12 protein-coding genes are annotated in these 16,380 nt (G+C 51.4%); 11 read left to right on the top strand and 1 reads right to left on the bottom strand.

All coding sequences use genetic code 11. The features are described from left to right. The first annotated feature begins 631 nt into the window (after window positions 1–631). Window positions 632–3,124 (top strand): phosphodiester glycosidase family protein, encoded by a 2,493-nt coding sequence (locus EQM14_RS09440; protein WP_128742694.1) that lies wholly within the window; start codon window positions 632–634, stop codon window positions 3,122–3,124. 107 nt (window positions 3,125–3,231) lie between these two features. On the opposite strand, the gene EQM14_RS09435 is transcribed toward EQM14_RS09440, so the two are convergent. Beyond that, window positions 3,232–3,813, bottom strand: coding sequence for a GGDEF domain-containing protein (locus EQM14_RS09435; protein ID WP_164919026.1), 582 nt, complete (start codon window positions 3,811–3,813; stop codon window positions 3,232–3,234). A gap of 450 nt (window positions 3,814–4,263) precedes the next feature. Here EQM14_RS09435 and EQM14_RS09430 point away from each other — a divergent pair, with 450 nt between their 5' ends. The 10 genes from EQM14_RS09430 (at window position 4,264) to EQM14_RS09385 (ending at window position 16,309) form a co-directional block, all read left to right on the top strand. After that, window positions 4,264–4,593 carry a helix-turn-helix domain-containing protein gene (locus tag EQM14_RS09430; protein WP_128742692.1) on the top strand — a complete coding sequence of 110 codons (330 nt, stop codon included), beginning with the start codon at window positions 4,264–4,266 and terminating at the stop codon, window positions 4,591–4,593. A 393-nt stretch (window positions 4,594–4,986) separates the two neighbouring features. Beyond that, complete coding sequence (locus tag EQM14_RS09425) at window positions 4,987–5,925, top strand: MBL fold metallo-hydrolase (protein WP_128742691.1); 939 nt, start codon at window positions 4,987–4,989, stop codon at window positions 5,923–5,925. Between the two features lie 287 nt (window positions 5,926–6,212). Next, the gene (locus EQM14_RS09420) at window positions 6,213–7,499 is read left to right on the top strand and encodes a sigma-54 interaction domain-containing protein (RefSeq protein WP_164919025.1); all 1,287 of its coding nucleotides are present in this window, start codon (window positions 6,213–6,215) and stop codon (window positions 7,497–7,499) included. A 414-nt stretch (window positions 7,500–7,913) separates the two neighbouring features. Beyond that, a complete protein-coding gene (locus EQM14_RS09415; RefSeq protein ID WP_128742689.1) occupies window positions 7,914–9,101 on the top strand; it encodes a YkvI family membrane protein in 1,188 nt (395 codons plus the stop codon). A gap of 160 nt (window positions 9,102–9,261) precedes the next feature. After that, window positions 9,262–10,548, top strand: a complete 1,287-nt coding sequence (locus EQM14_RS09410) for a lactate racemase domain-containing protein (protein WP_128742688.1) — start codon at window positions 9,262–9,264, stop codon at window positions 10,546–10,548. A gap of 96 nt (window positions 10,549–10,644) precedes the next feature. After that, window positions 10,645–11,772 (top strand): acyl-CoA dehydrogenase family protein, encoded by a 1,128-nt coding sequence (locus EQM14_RS09405; protein ID WP_128742687.1) that lies wholly within the window; start codon window positions 10,645–10,647, stop codon window positions 11,770–11,772. 101 nt (window positions 11,773–11,873) lie between these two features. Next, window positions 11,874–12,665 (top strand): acyl-CoA dehydratase activase, encoded by a 792-nt coding sequence (locus tag EQM14_RS09400; RefSeq protein ID WP_128742686.1) that lies wholly within the window; start codon window positions 11,874–11,876, stop codon window positions 12,663–12,665. Between the two features lie 19 nt (window positions 12,666–12,684). Next, on the top strand, window positions 12,685–13,917 hold the full coding sequence (locus EQM14_RS09395) for a 2-hydroxyacyl-CoA dehydratase subunit D (RefSeq protein ID WP_128742685.1): 1,233 nt from the start codon (window positions 12,685–12,687) through the stop codon (window positions 13,915–13,917). Window positions 13,918–13,934: 17 nt separating this feature from the next. Further along, on the top strand, window positions 13,935–15,050 hold the full coding sequence (locus tag EQM14_RS09390; RefSeq protein WP_128742684.1) for a 2-hydroxyacyl-CoA dehydratase subunit D: 1,116 nt from the start codon (window positions 13,935–13,937) through the stop codon (window positions 15,048–15,050). A 35-nt stretch (window positions 15,051–15,085) separates the two neighbouring features. After that, window positions 15,086–16,309 (top strand): CaiB/BaiF CoA transferase family protein, encoded by a 1,224-nt coding sequence (locus EQM14_RS09385; RefSeq protein ID WP_128742683.1) that lies wholly within the window; start codon window positions 15,086–15,088, stop codon window positions 16,307–16,309. Window positions 16,310–16,380: the final 71 nt, after the last annotated feature.

Raw genomic sequence — 16,380 nt, 5'->3', positions numbered from 1 at the left:
CCACCCATTTGTTTGCCATAGACTGCTGCACGCTGGCCTATTTTTTTACATTGAGCAATTAACATCCGATAAAAGTCCCCTGACAAGCGACGCAATGTAGCGATTGCGCTTCTTTCGCAATCTGCACTTCTTTCGCGGTAGGTGTTCCGCTTTGTTAGGTTTGCCCCGTCGCAAGTGCGGCTATGTAGGTGGGCGTCGACCACTTACAAAGTATGGTGCAGGGGCAAATACAAAAGCTTCGTCAATCATATCGTCACCTCTTTTGCAATGCCCTTAGGGCTAATTAATTCTATTCGGAAATTAACATAAAAATCAAGGCGAAAAAGTCAGAATTAGAAAAATTTACAATTCATTAATAAATTGACAAATTGGAATTTATTCTATCCGTAAAGAAGAAAATACAAGAAAATTAGGCTTTTAAACATTTGACAGCAATTCCCTCACCAGATATACTTATATTTGAAAATCCCATTAACTCTGAATTGATTACCCTGATTTTTCAAGGAATTTAGCGGCGGACAAATGGAACGATATCCTTAACAGCACATTGAAAGCGAGTTCATCGTTGAATCCGGAAAGGGATGGTGACGCAGTGAAAACCGGTCGGAAATTGATAAAGCGGCCTTTCTCGTTGTTTCTTGTTTTGATTTTGCTTTTCTCCTGCATTCCGTTTGCCACAGGGGCGGATGCTGCCGTCAATGAGGATATGGTCCTTATTGCAAATGAAGATCTGGCGGAAGGCATCCGATACACGGAAGAAGACATTCAAAATTATGCGGGAACGACGGGATATCGGGTGCGCTTCAACCACCTTGCCGTGAATCCCGGCGCGCAGGGGATCCGGATCATAGCCGGAAAAGCAAAGGGTGCGGTCAATGCGGTGGAGACCGTCGGCAGTCAGGCCCAACGCGAAATCTCGATGGGCAATCAGGTTGTCGCCGGGATCAACGCCGATTCCTACGATATGGATTATGGCAGCAACCGGGGCATCATGGTACAAAACGGAGATATTATCACCAGCCAGCCGTACAATTCATACACGGAAACGCAGCCCGCTTTTTGGGTCGATTCATCCCAAAAGGCGCATATCGGCGCTCTCCGGACAGGAGGCACCATTCGGATCGGCAGCAGTTATCAGGCCGAAGCCGATTTGATCAACCGGAACCATTTTATGGGCCCGGCCGGTTATCTTTCCCCCGCAAATTCCACACGGATTTTCACCAGTAACCTCACAACGGACCGTGTCATGGCCAACGGCGCGGGAAAAGCGCCGGCCGATCAGGCGTATGCACTGATTCAAATCGCCGGCTTTTCAGGTTTCCTGCATGTGGGGACAGAGTACAGCGGAAAAGTGACCGCCCTGTATTCCTCGGCGGGCTTTTCGATCCCCAGCGACTGCATCGTCTACGCCGGATACGGCACGAAGGCCGCGGAGGTGCGTGGGCTCGCAACGGGTATGGACGTTTCCTACGTCTGCCATCTTTACTCGGGCTCCTATACCGAGAACCCGGACGGTACTCTGGATAACCGCGGCACTTTGCAGGACGACGCAGTGACCGCCGTCAACAGCTTCCAGCTTCTGGCAAAGAATGGAGAGCTGAACCATTCCGTAGTCGATGCGACGGGGACCGACCAGAACGCCAGGACCGTGATCGGCCTGACCAAAGACGGAACGATCCACGTCCTCGCCGTCGCCAAGGCAGGCGCCTATTTCAGCGCAAGCCGGGGCTCTGCCATGAAAGACGCCGCCGAATACATGCTGCAAAAGCTGCAGTGTACGGACGTGATCAACATGGACGGGGGCGGCTCCACCGAGATGATCGCACGGCGCGCCGGCAGCGATAAGCTGACTACGGTCAGCTATCCGAGTGACGGCAGTTCCAGAATCGTTTCCAACTCCCTGCTGTTCGTCAGCGACGCGAGGCCGGCCGGCGTAGTCGGCCAGGTGCTGGTGGACAGAAATACCAGCCTTTACAAAGGCTCCCGCACGAGTTTTTCCGTCCGGCTGACGGACCGGTACGGCAATCCGATCCCTGCGCAGGGACATTCCGTCGTCTGGAAAGCGGAAAAGGGCGCGATCGATCAAAATGGAAATTACACGGCGCCCGGCGGCGCCTGCCAGGATACTGTGACCGCGGCGGTGGACGGCGTTTCGGGGACGGCGGATGTCCGGGTCGTGGATCTGGGCGGCATGAACTCAATCGGGCTAAGAGAAACCGGCGCGGCCGCGGTTCAGAAGGGTGCGAGAAAGCAGTTCGCCCTTCAAGCCTGCGACTCGGAAAATCAGATGGTCCTCATCGATCCTTCCGCGGTAAAATGGTCCCTGTCGAACTCGAAAATAGGGACGATTGAAAACGGCTTGCTGTCCGTTACAGCGGCCGGCGGAACGGCTGCTGTTTCCGCCAGTTTCGGCGGAAAGACCTATTCGATTCCGGTGGTTGTCGGGCCGAAGGGACAGACCATCGACAATTTCGAGCAATTCCCGATCGAAGGATATTATGCCGGCAGCGTGCTGTATGGAAGTAAAAATCAATACGGCGGAAAAAGCGGGATGCTGGGGTTGGAGACAAAAAGCATGCCGAACAGCCGGGTCAGGGATGGCAGCCGCAGTCTCCGGCTGACCTATGACACGTCGCTGTGGGCGTGGGACGACAGCAACCAGAAGCGGACGTCGAACGGGACTGCCAGTTTGATTCCGCTCTGGGATACCGGTAAAGATTACGCGGGCGGCGGCAAGTGGAACGAAAAAGAGCGGGCGGCGATGGAATCAAATTTTACCGCGAAGGCCATGCCGAAAAATTTCGGCGTATGGGTGTACAGCGGGGATGGAAACCATGACGGCGTCAGCGACAACAAAAACTGCATGCTGAGTGTGTCCCTCTATGCGGACTGCGCGGGCGGCTATCGGAACGAAAACAAGGCGCAGCCGAAGACCCTGTTGCTGACGGACAGCATGAACTGGATCGGCTGGAAATATCTGCAGGCGGATATCCCGCAGGACTGGAGGATGCCGATTGTCTTCAATTATCTCTCCCTTTCCAACAAGGAGAGAATTTTAAAGCCGTCTCAGAACTATAAAACCGATTTGCTTTTCGACGACCTTCAATTTAATTACGCGGATTAAAAGCAAAATTACGGCGGGAGCATCGGAGGTCTTGGTCCTGTTCCGCCCGCTATCTTTTTACAGAACTAAAAAGGCATTGATATCAGAGCAGTTGATATCAATGCCTTTTAGACCACAGTGTTTCTTCCGAGCTCTTTTGCCCGGTATAAGCGTTTGTCGGCAATATCCAGGATTTCGTCAACTGTGGGGGATATGGAAAAGTCGTCGATTGTGACGACCCCAAAGCTGCAGGTGATCTTGATCTCTCGTCCGTTATGGCGGAAGGTGTGGCCCATGACGGCGACCCGGATCCTCTCGGCGATTCCCCTGGATTTTTTATATCCGATGCCGTTGAGGAATATGATGAATTCTTCTCCGCCGTATCTTGCCACCCAGTCTTTTTCCTTGCGGACGTTGCAGGTCAGAATGCCGGCCAATTCGCACAGGATAGAATCGCCGGCAGCATGTCCGTAGGTGTCGTTCACCTGTTTATAAAAGTCGAGATCGGCAAAGATGACCGAGAGAGGGCGTTTCTTTTTCATGCAGGCAAGAATTTCGGAGGGCAGGCGTTCATCGATGTACCTTCGGTTAAAAAGCCCGGTCAGTTCGTCCGTTACGGCCTGCAGATGTAGCCGTTTTACTTCATTCAGCAGTCCCCGTTCGTCGTTGAGATCAATGTCGTTTAAAAAGATGTGGCTGGTCATATCCATCAAAGACTCTGACAACATGGTTTTGTTTGATATCCGGAATGGGGAAGACATCAGCAGAAATAACCAATTCTTCTCATGGATAAAATTTAAAACCGGCTTTCCCGTGGACGTACTGAGACAGAGATATTTTCTGGTCTGTGAAAGCGTAAGGTCAGGAAAATGCCCTGTGAACGAAGCCGCATGTTTTTCCTGAACCACCCGATTGCTGTCCGGGTCCACAATACGCACGGCATCAAAGGCGATAAATTCACCTAACTGGGTACATACAGATTCAAAGATATCCATCATCGTTCTCCTGCTTGCCTTTTGTGAATCACTTGTAGAATTAAAGGTTTTCCTGTCGTATTCCTCATTATACCCTATCGGTGATACATTATAAAGCACTAACGGATAATTTTAGTCTCCTATAGGGTATATTAAAATAACACTATTAGGAGACGAGGTGGCAGGATGGATCATCTGCTTCAGGAAATCGGGTGGCGGATTCGAAAGAAAAGAGACGATCTGGGGATTTCCCGCGAACAATTTTCGGAAATCATCGGGATTACTCCCCATTTTCTCGCGCAGATCGAATGCGGGAAAAAGGGCATGTCGACGTACACCCTTCATAAAATATGTTCCGGGCTGAACGCGTCGGCCGACTATATCTTAATGGGCAGAGAGACGAAAAACGACACCTCAAAACTGAACGCCTTATTGGAAAATGTGGATCCTGAATATCTGCCCTATATCGAAGAAGTTGTAAAATCCCTTATATTGGTACTGAGTAAGAAAAAGTAAATTTTTTATCCTGCGGATTCCGGCTTTGTCCGGAATCCGTATTTGTTTGATTGCTTTTTCTGGTCCACCTGAAGATCAAATGATTCACAGCCTTTTTAAAAGCCGGACGCAGCCTTTTTCTCCCCGCAGGCGGAGGTAACTGATCTGCCCGGCGGCTTTTTTAAAATTTCGTGATGCACGTCGGGATATTCCCGTGGGAACGGAGATGCCGGGGGGAAAAGACCAAATTTGTCCCATGGCCGATCGGCGTGCTGGCATAATGTCTTTCCCGATTTTGCTCTTGAAATGCGGTGAAGGCTGTTTCTGTTGCAGCTTGTAAAGTTTTATGATAATATATCTTTGGGAAACAATTAGGCTAAACTTGGAAATTAGTATCCCTATAAGGAAAACAACATGAAACTTATATTTCAGACTTCACCCGAAAGGGACTATCAGGACGGAATCATAACAGTGACGAATGTAGGCGCCTGCCCAGGCGGAGAAGCTTTCCTGATTGTAACAGAGCAAAAGGCCGCGCTGGTCGACTCCGGGTTCTCTTTTTGCGCGGATAAAATGATTGAAAATATCAAAAAGTTGCTGGGGTCCCGGACGCTGGATTATGTCCTTCTGACACATTCTCATTATGACCACGCTTCCGGCAGCGCTTCCTGCCGCCTTTACTTTAAGAATGTAAAAATTGTGGCAAGCGCCTACGCCGCAAAAATATTTTCAAAGCCTTCGGCTATTGCCGTGATGCGTGAGATGAACGCGAGCGCCGCGCAGGATTACGGTATCCTGGAATTTGAGGATCATCTGGACCAGCTCCATGTCGACCTCACGGTCAGCGAGGGGGACACCATTGACCTCGGTGATATTTCCCTGCGGGTAATGGAAGCGCCGGGCCATACGAAATGCTCGATTGCATTCTATATTCCTGAAGAAAAAATGCTGATTTCCTGTGAGACAATGGGAGTTTATGCCGCGGAGCATTTGGTGTCTCCCTCTTACCTTGTGGGCTATGAGATATCTCTGAATTTTATCAAAAGAGCGCTGAATATGGAAATTGAAAAACTGCTGGTTCCCCATTATGGAGTGCTGACGGGGAAAGCATGCGGGGATTTTTTGACGGACGCCCTGCGTTCGAATCAGCAGCTGAAAGAGATGATTGTTGAGGATTACCGGAAAGGAAAAACGCAAACTGAAATCATAGATCACTACAGGGATATTTTCTATACGGAAGAATGCCGAAGAACCCAGCCGCTGAGAGCATTCAACCTGAACGCAAGTCATTTGGTTCCTATGGTTTTAAAAGAAGTTTGGCGCAGAAGCAATAGCACCCCTGAAAAGCCATGACAAATGCCCCTTGAATGCAGGATCGTTAAACTGCATTCAAGGGGTATTTGCTATGTTACCGGAAGAGCGGCATTCGCGGGAAAAGCCGCGCATTGCCGTAAAAAACACGTCTTGTTGACAACAATATAAAATAAATGGTATTATTTTTATAAATAGATTATTTTACGCCTAATTTGAACCGCACAATATGCACTGTAGAATTCAAGGCCGATCTTCCAGCTTTTTAAACTGACATGGTCGGATTATGTTTACAGAAAGGCGGTTTGTCTCTGGAGGATTCGTATCTTATGAACTTGATATCCAACGATGTCATTGTAAAATGTCTGAATGAAAGCCATGAAGGTGTGCTGATCAGCGACAGCCGCGGAATTATTCTGTATGTAAATAATAGCTATTTAAATATTACGCGTCTGCAGGCGGACATTGTTGGTAAAAATATGGCTTCGGTCATACCGTCGGCGACGCTTATCAAAGCATTGCAGCAGGGACAGGATCTGACGGGTATTCACACGGATTTTGGAGCTCAGCTGGTCTCGATCGTCCATTTGATTCGAAATCAAAACGGCGAAGTCGATTACGCCATGGTGGCCGTCTATGACATTACAGAGGTTGTGGCGCTGAATTTGGAGATCGCGAAAACACACTACGATGCAAAACACAAAGTGTATTCGGGAATCGATGGCGGATTGATCGCATCCGACCCGGTCTCTATGAGCATAATGGACAGCGCAAGACGAATGGCCTTGTCGGATTCCAATATTATGCTTATGGGTGAGTCCGGCGTTGGCAAAAATGCTCTCGCCGATTATATCCATCAAAACAGCAACAGGAAAGACAAGCCTTTCGTAACGGCGAAATGCGGAATATTGTCGGAGCGGGAAAGCGGGGAGGCCATTTTTGGCCGCGAGGGCGGAAAACCCGGCTTGCTTCAGCAGGCGGAATCCGGCACGTTATTTCTCGATGAAGTGGGAAATCTGCCTTTCGGCATTCAAACGCAATTGATTCAGACATTGGAAAATAACACATACACTCCCGTGGACGGCAATGAACCGATATCTTTTCATGTGCGCATCATTGCGGCCAGCAACAGCGATATCCGGGTACGGATCCGCAACGGGACATTTCGCGACGATCTGTACTATCGCCTTGCCGTGCTCAGCCTGGTGATCCCTCCTCTGCGTGAACGGCGGGGAGACATTGTCCCTATGAGCCTGTATTTTCTCAAAGAGTTTAATCAAAAGTATAATACGGAGAAAACGATTCCTACGAATACGCTGCTCTATCTGAGGGAGCATGATTGGCCTGGCAATATCCGTGAATTGCAAAACGCGATCGAACGGATGGTGGTTCTGAGCGAGAGCAATGAACTGCTATTTACCCCGTCGGATATATCCACGTTGGAACAGCTTGAGATTAAGCCTTTGAAGGAAAGCCACGCCGAATCGGAAAAGCAAATGTTGCTCGATGCGAAAGAACTGTACAAGACGACGCGAAAAATGGCAGAAGCACTGGGAGTTTCCCATTCCACCGTGGTCCGTAAAATGAAAAAGTATGGGATCGCCAGTGACAGATGATCTGTAAAACAAGAGGAATCATGCCATTCCGGTTATTGAGCCGGAATGGCATTTTTACGCTTATAAGATGTTATATGGCTGACGCGCTGCCCATATAGGAATTTCAGGCAGGCTGTTCGTTTTACAAGCGACCACAAGTGAACCGTATGGTGCGAACATTTTTCAATATGCACCATACGGTTCACTTGTGGTCCAACAGAAATGAAAGATATGCCCAAATTGTGTTATTATAATTCTTGACATTTTGACCATATAGCTGTTAAAATTCTAACATAGACGTGCCGAAGGAAGATCAATTTTCATAGAGCGGTGCACAGCTTTGGAGAATGGACTCTTTTGGTTCACCTAAGTGCTTGCATGGACCAGATGCGCGCGGATTGGTCCACGTCCGAAACATCAGAGGAGGAAAAAGCAATGAACAGCAAGAAGCAAATCGTTCCGATTGGACTCCTTTTCAGCGTAGCGGCTACTTGGTTTGGCATTCATGCAGGCGGTGGCTTTGCCAGTGGTGCACAAACGATGTCTTTTATCGTCAGATGGGGCAGGTACGGTACCTGGACATTTGCAGTCACCTTTGTCTTTATCGCACTGGTTTATCGTGAACTCGTCCTTCTGGGCCGGAACTATCAGGTATACAACTTCCGCCAGATGGTCGACGTCCTGTATCATCCGTATAACAAGGTAATGTCTCCGCTATATGAGATCTGCTACAACATGGCTAACATTCTGGCAATCGCTTCTTGTGTTGCCGGCGGGGCCACGGTTCTTCAAAATTTGTTCGGCCTGAACTATACGGCCGGCATCATCCTGATCGGTGCGCTGATTTTGGTACTGTGTATCTTTGGCGCCGGTCTGGTCCGAAAGGCCAGCACGGTCTTCTCCATCCTGATCATTCTTTCCGTTCTCATCATCTCTTTCACCGCCTTCGGCAGCAGCGGCTTCCACCTCGGCGCATACCTGGCCTCGGACGCGTCCAATACGACTACCTTGGGCAACGCTCTGTACCGCGCCTTCTGCTACACCGGCTTTCAAATGTGGTGCTTCGCCGGTGTCCTGGGTGTCAGCCAGGGCCTGATCACCAAGAAATCCATTAACGCGAGCATGGCCATCGGCTTTATTATCAACATTCTGGGCCTGGGCCTGACCTGCTACGTAATGCTCGGCTTTATGCCTCAGGCTCAGTCGGCTACTCTGCCTCTGTATTATGTATGCGAGACCCTCAACCAGAGAATCGTCCTGATTGCCTATACCACCTGCCTGTTCTGCGCTTACATATCCACCGGCGTCGGCGTGATTTACGGCATGGTTCTCCGCTACACCGAGCTCTTTACCCGCAACAAGCCGCAGGCCAACAAGACCGCTGTGAACGCGGCCCTGGGCGCCGTCTACATTATCGCGTGCGTTCTGTGCTCGACCTTTGGCCTGACCCCGATCATCAACATCGGTTTCAACTACATGGGCGTCGTCGGCCTGTTCGTGGTTACGCTCCCCGCCCTGATCGCCGGCCATATCAAAAATAAAAGGTTTGAAGAAGCGCACCCGGATTACGAAAAGGAGCTTGTGGCGAAATCCGAGCAGGAAGAAAAGAAGGAGCCGGCCTGAGCATGTTCCGCGGCCTTTATGCTGTTGAGCGGATGAAACGAAGCGCCGGTTAGGGCATTCCTCGAATCCCGCAGGGGTGTGAAATGGAATGCACCCCTGCGGAATGAGATCAAACGGTGAATCTCGGTTTAGCTTCAATACTCGAAAAGGGGCTGGAAAAATGTTTATTCAGTTTCCTGAGGCGCATGTTCAGATTCAAGGTCTGGACGGTGTCAGAATTCCGGAAATGGTAAAGGTTAAGCAGCTTTATCATTCCGATCGGATCGAGGATCCGGCCGCTTTTATCCGCCGGGCGATCGAAAACGGAGTCGCGGACAAAAGCCGTTATGCCGGAAAAAGCATTTGCATTACCGTGGGCAGCCGCGGCATTCCCCGCTTGGATGAGATGGTTCGGGAAATGTGCCTTGTGCTGAAGGAATGGGGGGCAAGGCCCTTCCTCATACCGGCGATGGGGAGCCATGGCGGCGCCACTGCCGAAGGGCAACTGGAGATGCTGGCAGGCTACAACATTACGGAAGAATCCATTGGCGTTCCGATCAAGTCCTCCATGGAAGTCCTGCAATACGGCACCCTGGAGGGCGTCCCTCTCTATTGTGACAAATACGCTCTGGAAGCCGACGGGATCGTGATCTTCAACAAAGTCAAACCGCACACGGACCTGCGGGGCGAGCACGAAAGCGGCTTGGCCAAGATGATCGCCATCGGCATTGCAAAGCACAAGGGAGCGGCAATGTTCCATTCTTTCGGCTGGGAGCGTATGGCCGAACTTCTGCCCAAAGTGGCGGCGAGCTTTTTGGATCACTGTAAATTCGCCTTTGGGATCGGCGTTGTTCAAAACGCGTACGACGATATTTGCAGCATCGGTTTTTGTGATAAGGATCATTTGATCGAAGCGGACAGACGGCTTCTGAAAACCGCAAAAGAAAAAATAGCCAAGTTTAAATTTGACGACATCGACGTCCTGATTATCGATGAAATCGGAAAAAACATCAGCGGCACCGGCTGTGACCCCAATGTCATCGGGCGGAACCTGTCCGATACGTTTCACGGCATGCTGAATCTGCAGAAACTGTTTATCCGTTCCCTGACGCCCGAGGCTCACCATAACGGCTGCGGGCTGGGCATGGCGGACATCACCACCAGAGCCTGCCTCAACGATGTGGACTGGGACGTTACCTGGACGAATGCTTCGACGACGGGGTATATCGCCGGCGGACGCATCCCCATGTATGCGAACACGGACAAAGAAGCCTTACTGCAGGCGATCCGCGCCTGCCATCGTACGGATCCTATGAACCCGCGGATTGTACGCATCAAGAATACGCTGGAGATGGGGACCATTGAGGTCTCCTCCAGCATTTACGAGAGCATCAGGAATATAGAGGGGATTGAATTCATCGAAGGCCCCTATCCTATGGTATTTGATGATAACGGCGGATTGATTTGACTTGGGTGGTCCGAACGGGATTGGAGGTGAGCATAAAAGCCAATTACTTATTTTTGAATGGGCAATCGTTGTTACTTGTTGAAAGGAGAAAAAGCAATGATTATTACGGATGAAATGAAAGATCTGCAAAAGACGGTCAGGGACTACATGACCAAAGAAGTGGTCCCCGTAGCGGGTGATTACGATGAGCGCGGAGAGTTCCCCGAAAAAATTTACAACGACCTGGTCGGCATGGGCCTCAACCTGATCTCTGTACCCGAGGAGTACGGCGGCCTGGGTTTAAACCGTCAGACGGAGATTTATCTCTCCGAGGAGATCGGAAAATATGAAGCCGGCATCGGCTCAGCCATCGGCGCCAATAACTCCGCGGCTTCCACCCTTGAACTGTTCGGCACCGAGGAGCAGAAGGCCGCTTATTACGGCATCATGACCGGCGGCAAATGGGCGGCTTTCTGCCTGACCGAGCCCAACGCCGGCTCCGACGCGGCGAGCGTGCGCACCACGGCAACGCTGGACGGCGAAGAATACGTGCTGAACGGCACAAAGTGTTTCATTACCAATGGCGGGATTGCAGGCGTATATACCGTGTTCGCTTCCACGGACCGCTCCAAGGGCACCAAGGGCCTTTCCGCGTTTTATGTTGAGGCTGACCGCAAGGGAGTTTCTTCTGGAAAACATGAAAACAAAATGGGCATCCGCCTTTCCAACACGACGGAAGTGATTTTCGACGAAGTCCGCATTCCCAGGGATCATTTGATCGGCCAGGAGGGCAAGGGCTTCATCTACACGATGAAGACGCTGGACACTTCGCGCCCGTCCGTGGGCGCTCTGGCCACCGGGCTTGCCCAGCGCGCGCTGACCGAGGCAATCGAGTACTCCAAGGTCCGCGTCCAGTTCGGCAAACCGATCTGCGCGAATCAGGCGATTCAGTTCATGCTGGCCGATATGCAGATCCAAGTCGAAAGCGCCCGCCAGGTGGTCTATCACACCGCCGAATTGATGGATGCAGGCGAGCCTTATTCCATATATTCCGCCATGAGCAAGGTGATCGGTTCCGATACCGCGATGAAAGTCGCCACGGATGCCCTGCAGATTCACGGCGGCTATGGCTACATGAAGGAGTATCCGATGGAGAAACTGATGCGCGACGCCAAAATCCTGCAGATTTATGAAGGCACAAATCAGGTCCAGCGGATGGTGATCGCAAACAACCTGCTGAAGTAGATAAGACCGCGATCCGGCGCCGCCTAAAGGCGCCGGGCAAGAACAACGGTGGAGCACGGTTGCTGCCTTTTTACCTTACTCCGCGGTTTTGGAGGAAAACTATGCAACTGACAATGGGCGTCGATATCGGTTCGGCGTCTTCCAAAGCAGTGATCCTTCGCGACGGCAGAGACCTCGTTGCGCAGGCTGCCGTTCAGTCCGGCACCGGTACCAGCGGCCCCGACCGGGTGATGGAAGAAATCATGTGTGTCTCTAATAAAAAACAGGAAGACATCGCCTATACGGTCGTCACCGGCTACGGCCGGTTCAGTCTGGATGCGGCCGACAAACAAATCAGCGAGATCAGCTGTCATGCAAAGGGAGTACACTTTTTTCTTCCGGATGTAAGGACAATTCTGGATATCGGAGGGCAGGACGTGAAAGCCATTTCAATCGACGAAAACGGCGCGGTGCAGAATTTTTACATGAACGACAAGTGTGCGGCCGGTACCGGGCGCTTTATTGAGGTGATGTCCAGAATCCTGGAAATCGACATAACCGAGATGGGAAACTACGATAAACTTTCGCAGAATCCCGTCACCGTCAGCAGCACCTGCACGGTGTTTGCTGAGTCTGAAGTGATTTCTCTGCTGTCTCAGAAAAAAGCGAAAGAGGATATCATCCGGGGCGTGCATGAATCTGTTGTCAACCGGGCGGCCGGTTTGCTCTACCGGACCCGCATGGAAGAGGATTTTGCCCTGACCGGAGGGGTAGCCCAGAACAGCGGAGTGGCGCGTGCCCTGGAAAGGGAATTGAAAAGAAAGATCTATATTGCCGATCATCCCCAGATGACCGGGGCCGTGGGGGCCGCGCTCTTTGCCTGGGAAGCTCTGCATGGAGAAAAGCGGATTTGATATTTAGGAGGTGTCACGAATGAATAATAGCGAAATCATCAACGATTCGATGACTTCAAAGGAAATGCTTGATATTCTGGTCGCAAAAAACATGGAGGATGCCCGCCAGGCGAAGAAAAGCGGCGGGCTGGTCTGTTGGTCCAGCTCCATCGCGCCGTGCGAATTCTGCGAGGCGATGGGCATTTATACGGTTTATCCCGAAAATCACGTGGTCGGCATCGCCGCGAGAAAAGGCGCGCCGGAGCTGCTGGCTTATGCGGAGCAGAAGGGCTACAACAACGACATCTGCGGCTATGCCCGCGCCAACCTGGCCTATATGGACGTGCAGAAATGCATTTCGGAGGAGATGCCCCTTCCCGATGTCGTGCTGCTGTGCAACAACATCTGCGACACGCTGCTGAAGTGGTATGAGAATATCGCCTATACTTTGAATGTACCTCTCCTGCTGGTCGACGTTCCCTTTAACCATGAGGATGAGGTCACACAGGCAAACGTGGACTATGTCAAGGATCAGTTTGCTGAGATCATCCGCCAGCTTGAGAATCTGACCGGACGTCCTTTCGACTACGAGAAATTTGGCGAAGTGATGAAAGTCGCCTCTCAGAACGCAAACGACTGGTATGACGCCACCGCCCTCTGCTCCGCGGTCCCGTCCCCCCTCAGCGGCTTCGACATGTTCAACTATATGGCGCTGATCGTCTGCATGCGCGGACGCCCGGAGTGCGGCATGACGTTCCGCAAGCTCAAGAGCGAGCTGGAAGAAAAAATCAAGAACAAGGAAGGCGGCCTAAGGGGCGCCGAGGAGAAGTACCGCATCATGTGGGACGGCATCGCCTGCTGGCCCTATCTGTCCCATACATACAAGGTGCTCAAAGGCTACGGCGCCAATATGGTTGGTTCCACGTATCCTTCCGCCTGGGCGCTTCGCTATACTCCGGGCAATCTGGAAGAGATGGCGAGGGCATATACCAGCATGGGCAATAACATCTCTCTGAAAGGCCAGATCGATCTGCGCAAAAACATCATCACGGAAACCAGGTGCGACGGCGTTGTGATGCATCTTAACCGCAGCTGTAAGAACTGCGACTTTCTCCAATACGAGATCGGCCAGGAGTTGCAGCGGTCTCTTGGAATTCCAATCACCACTTTCGACGGCGACCAGGCGGATCCCAGAAACTATTCGAAAGCTCAGTATGAGACGCGGATCCAGGCGCTTGTTGAAGTAATGGAACAGAAAAAGCAAAACGGTTGAGAAGGGAGGATCATCAGATGAGTCTGAATGATGCAATTCAAATTCTGGCGGAGGTTTCGGATTCTCCGAAGAAATCGGTTGAAAAAGCGTGCGAAAAAGACGGGAAGCGTGCCGTCGGCTGGGTGGAACCTTATGCGCCGGAAGAAATTATTTATGCCGCCGGGTGTATCCCGATCGGCCTGTGGGGCGGTCCGGCGCAGCTGAAAAATGCCCGCATTTATCTGCCGGTCTTTGCGTGCTCGATCATGCAGTCCGTGATGGAATACGAAGCGAACGGTACTTACGATGTCCTTTCCGCGGTCCTGATTCCCGGCATCTGCGACACGCTGAAGGATTTTGGTCAGAAATGGAAGGGCAAATGCCCGGCCATTCCGTTCGCTCATCCTCAGAACCGCAGGCTGGACTGTGCAAATACATACCTTGTCAGCGAGTATGAAATGATCCGGAGCAAGCTCGAAAAGTGCCTGGGTGTGACGATTACGGACGAACAGCTGCAGGACAGCATCGTTTTTTACAACGGCTACCGGGCAGCCATGCGCGAATTTACCGATGTGGCGGAATCACATCTGGACGTCATTACCCCGAAAATCCGCCATCAGATCGTCAAAGCCGGTTATTTCATGGACAAAAAATACTATAAGCCCCTTGTGGAAGAAATCACCCGTGAGCTGCGCAAGCTGCCAGACGGCAAGTACGATGGGAAAAAGGTTGTTGTTTCCGGCCTGACTCTGGAGCCGAACAAGCTGCTGGACATCTTCTCCGGGTTTGGCCTTGCCGTCGTGGCCGACGACCTGGCCCACGAATCCCGCCAGTTCCGCACGGATGTGCCCTACATGAAGAGCCCCATGAGCGCCCTCGCGAAACAGTGGCAGAACCAGACCGGGTGTTCGCTGGCTTTCGACCCGTACAAATCGAGGGTCAAGAAGCTGGTGGAAATGGTCCGCGCCAAGAACGCCGACGGCCTGGTCCTCGCTCTGATGAAGTTCTGCGACCCGGAGGAATTTGACGTGCCCATCATTATGGATGCGTGCAAGGAAGCCGGCATCCCACTCTCCGTCATCGAGATCGATCAGCAGGACGAGGGCCTTGAACAAGTCAAGACACGCCTTCAGGCCTTTGCCGAGAGCCTTTAATCCAGGCGAAAATAGGATAGAAAGGGAGTTTTATTATGAGCGATAATCCATATGCGCTTCTTAGCGGAGCACGTATTATCGAACTGGCCACTTATGTGGCGGCGCCGTCCGCGGGACGGATCCTGGCCGATTGGGGCGCCGATATCATCAAGGTGGAGGCTACCCCGAAAGGAGATTCAACACGCTTTGCCGTTCCTCTTCCCGGCATGAAATTCATAACCTATGATGTTCATAATGCAAACAAGAAGAGCATCGCGGTGAATCTGAAAACACCCGAGGGCCAGGAGATCATGCACAAGCTGCTGGCTACGGCCAATGTTCTGCTGACGAACACCCGCGCGACTGCGCTGAAGAAGCTGGGAATGGATTATGATACCCTCCATAAAGAATATCCCAATCTGATCCATGCTCAAATGACCGGATATGGCGAGACCGGCCCTATGGCGAACGAGCCGGGATTCGACAATGTGTGCTTCTGGGCTTTGGGCGGCGCGATGATCGCCGGCATGGAAAAGGACACGGCGCCTATTATTCCTCCCAGTTCCTTTGGCGACAACGGAATCGCCTCCACGATGGCGGCCGCCGTTTGTGCCGCACTGTACAGACAAAAGTCTACGGGCGAGGGCAGCAAAATCGTGGTTTCTCTCTACGGGCAGGCGATTTTCGATATGACGGAGCCGATTCTTTCCATCCAGTGCAGCAACCTTGATAAATACCCAAAAAGCCGTCTGGAGAACACGCCGCTGAATAACACTTACAAATGCAAAGACGGCAAGTGGATTATGGTTTGCTGCCACGAATACGAGCGGTATTTCCCGTATTTTATGAAAATTATCGGCCGCGAAGAGCTGATTCACGATGACAATATCAATACTTTTGCAAAGGGAAATAAAAACTGCCGTCAGGTGATTCAGATCATCAGCGAAGGCTTCTCCAAATTCACGAGGGATGAGTTGGATAAGATTCTCGCGGAGAACGACATTCCCCATGCCATCGTGACCAATGTGCCGGACCTGCTGGAATCCAAACAGGCTTGGGAAAACAAATACCTGAACGAATTCACCCTGCCAAACGGAGACAAATTGGTCGAGGCTGCCACTCCGGCAAAATTCGGCGGCGTGAATTTTCCTCCGCGCCAGCGTGCGCCCTTCCTTGGAGAACAGACATCCGAGGTCATGAAGGAAGTCGGTTACACCGATGAGCAAATTCAAGACCTTGAAGCGAAGGGTATCGTCATCAAAAAGGATACTTACGACTGAGCTGGCGAACCGATATTTAACAGGCAGCCCTGTACCAAATGTCCTGCGCATTTTGCCTCTTGTGAACTGAT

Source organism: Caproiciproducens sp. NJN-50, from assembly GCF_004103755.1.
Classification (GTDB): domain Bacteria; phylum Bacillota; class Clostridia; order Oscillospirales; family Acutalibacteraceae; genus Caproicibacter.
The sequence above is the reverse complement of the archived record's forward strand: the minus strand, read 5'-3'. Positions and strand labels throughout refer to the sequence as shown.

Bases quoted from the DNA above. Each gene is read 5' to 3' on its own strand.
- EQM14_RS09415 (WP_128742689.1), top strand. From the start codon at position 7,914: ATGAACAGCAAGAAGCAAATCGTTCCGATTGGACTCCTTTTCAGCGTA.
- EQM14_RS09430 (WP_128742692.1), top strand. From the start codon at position 4,264: ATGGATCATCTGCTTCAGGAAATCGGGTGGCGGATTCGAAAGAAAAGA.
- EQM14_RS09420 (WP_164919025.1), top strand. From the start codon at position 6,213: ATGAACTTGATATCCAACGATGTCATTGTAAAATGTCTGAATGAAAGC.
- EQM14_RS09425 (WP_128742691.1), top strand. From the start codon at position 4,987: ATGAAACTTATATTTCAGACTTCACCCGAAAGGGACTATCAGGACGGA.
- EQM14_RS09405 (WP_128742687.1), top strand. From the start codon at position 10,645: ATGATTATTACGGATGAAATGAAAGATCTGCAAAAGACGGTCAGGGAC.
- EQM14_RS09410 (WP_128742688.1), top strand. From the start codon at position 9,262: ATGTTTATTCAGTTTCCTGAGGCGCATGTTCAGATTCAAGGTCTGGAC.
- EQM14_RS09435 (WP_164919026.1), bottom strand. From the start codon at position 3,813: ATGGATATGACCAGCCACATCTTTTTAAACGACATTGATCTCAACGAC.
- EQM14_RS09395 (WP_128742685.1), top strand. From the start codon at position 12,685: ATGAATAATAGCGAAATCATCAACGATTCGATGACTTCAAAGGAAATG.
- EQM14_RS09390 (WP_128742684.1), top strand. From the start codon at position 13,935: ATGAGTCTGAATGATGCAATTCAAATTCTGGCGGAGGTTTCGGATTCT.
- EQM14_RS09385 (WP_128742683.1), top strand. From the start codon at position 15,086: ATGAGCGATAATCCATATGCGCTTCTTAGCGGAGCACGTATTATCGAA.
- EQM14_RS09400 (WP_128742686.1), top strand. From the start codon at position 11,874: ATGCAACTGACAATGGGCGTCGATATCGGTTCGGCGTCTTCCAAAGCA.